Origin of the sequence: uncultured Fretibacterium sp., assembly GCF_963544685.1 — a bacterium.
Lineage (GTDB): Bacteria > Synergistota > Synergistia > Synergistales > Aminobacteriaceae > CAJPSE01.
Genome location: NZ_CAUUGJ010000112.1, coordinates 1 through 7,491, shown reverse-complemented (window position 1 = coordinate 7,491; position 7,491 = coordinate 1). Strand labels below are relative to the sequence as shown.

Here is a 7,491-nt window from a genome sequence, read left to right as displayed (position 1 = left end):
AGCGGGAAGTCGACGATCGTGAACCTGCTCTCGGAGCGGCTCGGATTCAAGGTGATGCCGGAGGAGTTTCGGGATCAGCACGACCTGCTGAGCCGTTTCCATCACGACCGCAAGTGGGCTTTTCCCATGCAGCTCAACTTCCTGGTCACGCGCTTCGCCCAGTACCTCTGCGCCTCGGAGGAGGAGCAGTATATTCTGGACCGCAGCATCTTCGGAGACAAGGTCTACGCGACGCTGTACTACAAGCAGGGGTATTTCAGGGACAGCCAGTTCGGCTGCTATCTGACCCTCTACGACTCCCTCCTTCGCTACACGAAGGCGCCGCGCCTCCTGATTCTGGTGCACTGTCCCTTCGAGGAGATCATGCGCCGAATCCACGAGCGCGGCCGCGACGACGAGATCGCGGCGGGCGAGGAGTACTGGCGGATGCTCTACAACGCCTATGCTCCCTTCATCGACTTCGTCAAGATGGAGATGGATATCCCCAACTTCCTGGTTCTGGATCTGTCCGATCCCAACTTCATTCATACTCCGGAACGCGTTGACCGCTTCCTGGAAGAAGTGCGGTCCTTTTTTCCGGACCGCTTCGAGGGGGCGGAGGGCGGAGAGGGCTGAGGAGCACAGCGGGGGGTGCCCGAAAGGGCATCCCCCGTCTCGAAAATCGCGGCCGTCGGCCTGATGGGCTTTGACCCTGCCTGAGGAAGCTAAAGGGGCGAAGCCGCCTTTCTCCGCTGCAGCGAGGCGGCGTTGAGCCACTTCGAGCGGCGGGCGTTCTCGAGCGCCATCTCGGCCAGAAGCTCCGTCTGGCGCTCCCGATTCTGCCGGTTGCGGCGGGCGATGGCGTCCTTTCGGATCTTGGCCTTATGCAAAGCCTGAGACTTCTTCACCATCTCGGCATGACGGTCCCACATGCGGAACGTCGTCTTGGAGACGGACTCCCTGGCCTCCTGTACCTTTTCCAGCGCCGCCTCGCGCTCCTCCTCCGTGTCGCTCACGCCTACGGAGCGTCCTGCAGCCTTTTCCGCAAGGCCGAAAGACGCGCCTGCAGCGCGGGCTGCCGCGTCCCAAACGCGGCTCGAAACGTCGCTTGTCCCGGTCATGGGTCCCCTCCGTCCATCAATTTATTCTGAATGGAATTCCCCTTCAATTATAGCGCATCGGCCGGTATTTTGATGCAAAAATGTCCGGCAGGTTCGCATTCCTGATATAATTCAATGGACCGGGTCGTATGCACAGGGGCTTTGGGGCGCGTTTGGGAATCGTGAGACGGAGGAGTGATCTTTGGGATGCTTCGGACCTCGGGAAAGGGCTCTCTTGTCGCCGTGATCCTGTTGTTGCTTCACCTGTCGGGGGGGCAGGCCGACGCCCGGTCCGTCCTCGTCCCCATGGGGGACATGGGAGGGAAATTCTTTACGCTGCCGACGCGGAGCGTTCTGGCGAACACCGTGATGGCGGCATATCAAAGACCTTATGGGCTGAACTTCGAGGTCTGGCGTCCTCAGGGGATGCCTGCGGGATGGTACGCCACGTTCGATGGCTTCGCGGTGGCTCAGGTGGCGCCCAACCGTTGGGTGTACGGCCGTACGGGCGTCGACGGCAGCATCGTCCCGACCGATGTCCTCGTGGGCTCCGTCATCCCCATGAGGGTGCCCGAGCTGACCCGGGTGACGGCCTCCTGGATGTGCGATGACTTCCTCAGGTGCGATGAGTTTCGTGAAATTCGAGCCCTCGGATGCGACAACATGGGCATTCTCGAGGATCCTCTGGCCTGCACGGTCCTGGCCTGGCGTTCGGGGAGGCCGGGGGTCTGGGTCTGGCTGGCGGACAGGTGGAAGAAGGTGTCCCCGGCTGGCGGGCAGTATACCTGGGAGGCCCTGCGGCTGCGGCGTCCCTGGATCGTGGAGCGGCTGAGGGAAAAGGAGTTCTTCTGGACGTGCGGAAATGCCTGCGATCTGGCCAATCTGGCCCGATCCTGGGGGCTCCTGTGGCATGGCCCCGTCCCCTTGAACGCTCTGTGCGCGTACCGTCACGGAAACGGGCGGATCGGGGGGCGTTCGTCCGGGACCTCTCCGGCTCCGTCCCCCTCCAAACCCGGAGAGGAAAACCCCGGATCGCAGTGGGATGTCGGAGACGGAGACAAAGGCCGCGCTCCATCGGATGGCGGTGGAGGCGGAGGCTGGGACACGGGCGGGAAATAGGAATCTTCCCCCAGGCGGGAATACCAAATGAAAATATCGATGGAGCAGTGGATGTCAGAGAATTGAGGGGTGTGGAACATGGGGAATGGAACCGGGGACATCGAGGACCTCTTGGAACGGGCCTATGAATCCGAGGATGCCGGGGAGGTCGAGGAGCTGGTGGAGCGGGCTTTGGAGCTGGACCCCGAAAACCCCGAGGTCCTCCTGCTTCAGGCCGATCTTACCGAGGACGACGACGTGCGCCTGCCGATACTCGTCCATGCCATCGAGAACGCCCGCAGCGTTCTGAGGGAGGAGGGGATCCCCGAGGAGGACTTCGCCGAGGACGAGCTGGGGACGGTTTACCTTGCGCTCCTGCAGAGGGCGGCCTTTACCCTCTTTTCCATGGAGGACGACGAGCGTTCCTTCGAGATCGTTCAGGAGCTCATGCGTCACGACCTCGACGACCAGGGGTCCGTGAGAAGCCTTTATTACAGGATCCTGATCGAAAAACGCGATTGGTCCCTCATCCTCCGCGAGACGATGCAGGACGGCGACCGCCAGCTGGGCTGGGCCTATGCGAGGCTGGCAGCATGTTTCATGCTGACGGAGGAGGGGGAAGGCGGCACTGGTGAGGCCGCTGCGATGTTCTGGGATGCTTTGTCCATGGCCCCGAACGTCCCCTTCTACATGCTGGGTTACTTCCCCGATCCCGTCGACGACTCGGAGGAAGAGGAGGAGGATTTTCACTTCAGCCTTCTCTTCTCGGACGTGTGGTCCTCCTCGCACGACCTGCTCAACTGGTTTTCCAGGGGTGTGATCCTCTTCGGCCTGCTCTCCGGGCGTTTCGGTGAGGAGGCCGACGATATGCTGGAGATCCTGCGCTCTCTGGGCGGAGGGGAGGAGTACGACAAGATGGAGGCGCTTCTGGACGACCAGGACGACGGCTCCCTGATCGAGACCCTGGCAGCCCACCGATGTCTCTCCGAGCGCTGACGTCCATTGGGGGATAGCCGGCTCCGAGTTTCGATATGTTCGTCCGGAGCCCCGTTTTCCGCTTTCCCCCAAAGAGGCCGGTGACAATGTCCTTTTGCCCGCCAGTCATGAAAACACATTTCAATCGCTATACTATAATGTATAGAACGGAGATTGAGGAGAAACCGATTCTCTTTTCCTCTCGGAAAGTAACAAAACCAAGTAGAATGGAGTGTTGAGTGATGACGGTACCGAGCGACATCGAAATTGCCCAGGCTGCGAAGATGAGCCCCATAACGGAGGTGGCGAAGAAGCTGGGGATCTCCGAGGACGATCTTGAGCTTTACGGCAAGTACAAGGCCAAGGTGCAGCCCCAGGTCCTCAAAGGGCTCAAGGACAAGCCGGACGGTAAGCTGGTCCTCGTGACGGCGATAACCCCGACGCCTGCGGGCGAGGGCAAGACCACGACGAGCGTGGGCCTGACCGATGGATTGTCCAAGATCGGCAAAAAGGTCTGCGTCGCTCTGCGCGAGCCCTCCCTGGGGCCCAGTTTCGGGGTCAAGGGCGGTGCGGCGGGGGGCGGCTACGCCCAGGTGGTCCCGATGGAGGACATCAACCTCCACTTCACCGGGGACCTGCACGCCATCACTACGGCCCACAACCTCTGCGCCGCGATGCTGGACAACCACCTCCAGCAGGGCAACGAATTGAACATCGATCCCCGCCGCGTGGTGTTCCGCCGCGTGGTGGACCTGAACGAGCGTGCCCTGCGCAAGGTGATCATCGGCCTGGGCGGCCGTACCGAGGGGGTCCCGCGCGAGAGCGGATTCGACATCACGGTGGCCTCCGAGGTCATGGCGATCCTCTGTCTCTCCATGGACCTGATGGACCTGAAGGCTCGGCTCTCCAGGATGGTCCTGGCCTACACCTACGACGGCAAGCCCGTCACGGCGGGGGACATCGGCGCCGCCGGTTCCATGGCGGCTCTGTTGAAGGATGCCATCAAGCCGAACCTGGTCCAGACGCTCGAGGGCTCGCCCGCCTTCATCCACGGCGGCCCCTTCGCCAACATCGCCCATGGATGCAACAGCGTTCAGGCGACGCGTCTGGGCCTGAAGCTGGCCGACTACCTGGTCACGGAGGCCGGATTCGGCGGGGACCTGGGCGCCGAGAAGTTCCTGGACATCAAGTGCCGCATGGCCGGCCTCAAGCCGGCTGCGGTCGTCGTCGTCGCGACGGTCCGCGCCCTTAAAATGCACGGCGGCAGAAAGAAGACCGAGCTGGGCAGCGAGGATCTGAAGGCCCTCGAGGCGGGGATCCCCAACCTCCAGAAGCACATCGAGAACATCCAGAAGTTCGGGCTTCCCGTCGTCGTCGCCATCAACCGCTTCCCGCTGGACACGGAGGCCGAGCTGGCCCTGGTGGAGAAGAAGTGCGCCGAGATGGGCGCCTCCTTCGCGCTCTCCGAGGTCTGGGGCAAGGGCGGCGAGGGCGGAGTCGAGCTGGCGAAGAAGGTCGTCGAGGCGTGCGAGAAACCCTCCGACTTCAAGTTCATCTACAAGCCCGAGATGAGCCCCAAGGAGAAGATGACGGCCATTGCCAGGGAGATCTACGGCGCCGACGGCGTGGACTTCACGCCTCAGGCCGAGAAGGACCTCGAGCTCATCCACGAGCTGGGCAAGGATGACCTGCTGATCTGCATGGCCAAGACCCAGTACTCCTTCTCCGACGACGCCACCAAGGTCGGCCGTCCGAAGGACTTCCGGATCACGGTGCGCGAGGTGCGTCTTTCCGCAGGGGCGGGGTTCCTCGTGGCGGTCACCGGTGCGATCATGACGATGCCGGGCCTGCCCAAGAAGCCCGCGGCCCTGTCGATCGATGTGGACGAGAACGGGAAGATAACCGGCCTCTTCTAGCACTTTATGCCTCATACGAAAACAAGGGCTCCCGGCGGCAGGCCGGGAGCCCTTGTTTTTATGACGCGATGCGATGAAAAGAAAGGAGCTGGCGCCCAGAACCAGGGAGCCCTATCGGGAGTTCAGGAGCGCCGCGTTTCGCGCCTCGAGCGCGCGCTCCGCCTTGACGCAGGCCCTTAGAACTTTTTCCCATCGATGGCCTCGCTCGGTATCGGGCGAGGCCATCATCATCTCGGCCTCCTCGTCCAGGGCGTCCAATGCGCCTTTCAGCGCGTTCTCCGCCTCCCCGGGGGCGGCGCTGGGATCGGAGTACTGGAGGGAGTCCGCCAGCGCGAGGAGTGGAGCGATCCGCTCCCGATCGCCGGCGACAATGCCTTTCAGGTCCTCGGCCATGTTCCTCACGCGCGTGGCCGCCGCCGCCAGATTTTGGCGTCCCTGTTGCTGTTCCCTGCGGTCCGCCCCGCTCAGCTTCAGCATGGCCATGTTGGTGAGGAGGAGCGGAATCAGGAAGATGGCCAGGCCGACGATGTGAATCAGGAAATAGGTGGTGACGGAAAACGCCATACGGGCGTTCACCAAGGCCATGGCGATGACGAAGATGAAATAGAGGGCGAGCAGGTAAATGTGGGAGAATCCGTGGGGAATCTCCCTGCCCGCGTTGCTTCGGAGCACGATTCGGGAGGCGAAGAGGGTGCCCAACAGGGCGGCGAAGGCCAGGAACCCCATGGACATCCAGAAGGTGGTCCCCCGCGCCTCGGGGGTCGTCAGGAACCAGACGCAAACCCCCGCCACCACCGCGACCAGAAACAGCAGAAGAAAGAGATTGAAGATATGCCGAACCTTGTTGGTTGCCTTGCTCATGTTGTTTTCCCCTTTCCGTCACGTGCTTTCGTCAGTTTTGAGAGGCTTCGCCCTCCGTGCTCCTGCCGCACCGGGAGCAGAAGGCCGCATCGGGGGCAAGCGCCGCGCCGCACTCGCACACCCTCGAGATTGGCTTGCCGCACTTGGAGCAGAAACGAGCATCGGCGGCTATTTCCGCACCGCAATGAGGGCAGCCGGGGGCAAGGGATGCGCCGCACGAGGGACAAAAGCGTCCCTCGCCGCAGGCCTTGCCGCACTTGGGGCAGGCACGCGATGCGGCGGTTGGGGACGTGTTGAGGAATTGCCCCATCTGGGAGGCCATCTGTCCGAAGGCTCCCCCCATGCCCAGGCCCGCGCCGAGCCCCATGCCGGCCCCGAGCAGGGGGTTTCCCCCTCCGCCTCCGTCGCCGGAGCCCGATGCCTGAGCCATCCCCTCCATGGCGTCGAAGGAGCGCCTCTGCTGGTAGTTGTAGCCCATGACGTTCATGCGCGCCCGCTCGCTCATCGCCTTTTTCAGGTCCTGGACGGCCTCGTCGTCCTCGGGCACGTTGATGGACCCGAAGAAGAAGTTCGCGGGCTCGATGCCGTACTCCTCGAATACGGGGCGCACCTCCTCCGCGGCCTCGTCCGACATGTCCTTGAGGTAGGCGCTGATGTCGAAGATGTTGATTTTCCGCAGCGTGATGTAGCTCGCGACCATGTCGCCGATGCGGCTGAGCAGCAGCCCCCGGAAGGAATCAACGAGCTCGTCCCGGGTCAGCCGCGTGCGGGTCCCGACCAGTTTGAGCAGAAACTTGCGGCTGTCGCGGATGCGGACGCCGAACTGTCCATAGGCTCGAACGGGGATAGGGATCTGATATTCGGGATCGCGCAGGAGCAGGGGAGAGAGCGTGCCCCATTTGACGTCCAGGATGTTGAGCTTGTTGACGAACCAGACGTGGGCCTTGAAGGGAGTCTCGCCGCCGGTGGGCAGATTGATCAGGCGCCTCAGCAGCGGGATGTTGTCCGTGGAGAGGACGTAGCGCCCGGGCCCAAAGAGGTCGAGCGCCTGTCCGTCTCGGAAGAGGATGGCCTCCTGGGATTCCTGGACAACCAGCTGGGTCCAGTTGCCCAGGGCGTCGCTCCTGTCCGGATTCTTGGGGTCCACATAGCGCCAGGCAAAGATGTCCGCCGGGTTCAGGCCGGAGTCCCATCTTACAATTTGCATCAAGGCCATTTGTATCCGCTCCTTTTTGTCTGTGGTCTACAGGTCGGGGTTCAGCAGCTCCATGGCGATCATCCTGTTGATCTGGCCCTGGAGATAAAGAGGACCGAAAAGAAAGATCATCAGGCCCGACGGAGCGATGCTCAGGACGGCGACGCTCTTCTCCAGGTAGCGCGAGGCGTAGAGCTGAAGGATGTTGCGAGCCTTGAAGGACAGCCAGGTGGAAAGGATGAAAACCGCCAGGCTCAGAAGGTTGAAACAGTCCTGAACATTCTCCTCCGAGAGACCCAGGGTCTGGCCGACGGAGCTCTGGGGGATCAGAATCCAGCTCAGGTGAAGGGCGAGCTGCAGGCACGCC

The 7,491-nt window shown here is 62.5% G+C and carries 7 protein-coding genes and 1 pseudogene; 4 read left to right on the top strand and 4 right to left on the bottom strand.

The window, feature by feature from the left end:
- The coding region (locus tag ABLA28_RS09580; RefSeq protein ID WP_347713473.1) for a deoxynucleoside kinase at positions 1–615 on the top strand (615 nt) is incomplete at its 5' end.
- 89 nt (positions 616–704) lie between these two features.
- Here the strand turns inward: ABLA28_RS09580 and ABLA28_RS09575 are convergent.
- On the bottom strand, positions 705–995 hold the full coding sequence (locus tag ABLA28_RS09575) for a hypothetical protein (protein ID WP_347713472.1): 291 nt from the start codon (positions 993–995) through the stop codon (positions 705–707).
- A gap of 291 nt (positions 996–1,286) precedes the next feature.
- Between ABLA28_RS09575 and ABLA28_RS09570 the strand changes: the two genes are divergently transcribed.
- The 3 genes from ABLA28_RS09570 (at position 1,287) to ABLA28_RS09560 (ending at position 5,068) form a co-directional block, all read left to right on the top strand.
- Complete coding sequence (locus tag ABLA28_RS09570; RefSeq protein WP_347713471.1) at positions 1,287–2,198, top strand: hypothetical protein; 912 nt, start codon at positions 1,287–1,289, stop codon at positions 2,196–2,198.
- Positions 2,199–2,276: 78 nt separating this feature from the next.
- A complete protein-coding gene (locus ABLA28_RS09565) occupies positions 2,277–3,173 on the top strand; it encodes a hypothetical protein (protein ID WP_314716496.1) in 897 nt (298 codons plus the stop codon).
- Between the two features lie 221 nt (positions 3,174–3,394).
- A complete protein-coding gene (locus tag ABLA28_RS09560) occupies positions 3,395–5,068 on the top strand; it encodes a formate--tetrahydrofolate ligase (protein WP_347713470.1) in 1,674 nt (557 codons plus the stop codon).
- Between the two features lie 111 nt (positions 5,069–5,179).
- Here the strand turns inward: ABLA28_RS09560 and ABLA28_RS09555 are convergent, their stop codons facing one another.
- The 3 genes and pseudogenes from ABLA28_RS09555 to ABLA28_RS09545 form a co-directional block, all read right to left on the bottom strand.
- A complete protein-coding gene (locus ABLA28_RS09555; RefSeq protein WP_347713469.1) occupies positions 5,180–5,929 on the bottom strand; it encodes a hypothetical protein in 750 nt (249 codons plus the stop codon).
- A 31-nt stretch (positions 5,930–5,960) separates the two neighbouring features.
- Complete coding sequence (locus ABLA28_RS09550) at positions 5,961–7,145, bottom strand: SPFH domain-containing protein (protein ID WP_347713468.1); 1,185 nt, start codon at positions 7,143–7,145, stop codon at positions 5,961–5,963.
- A 27-nt stretch (positions 7,146–7,172) separates the two neighbouring features.
- Positions 7,173–7,491 (bottom strand): annotated as a pseudogene (locus ABLA28_RS09545) (hypothetical protein); the annotation flags it as partial.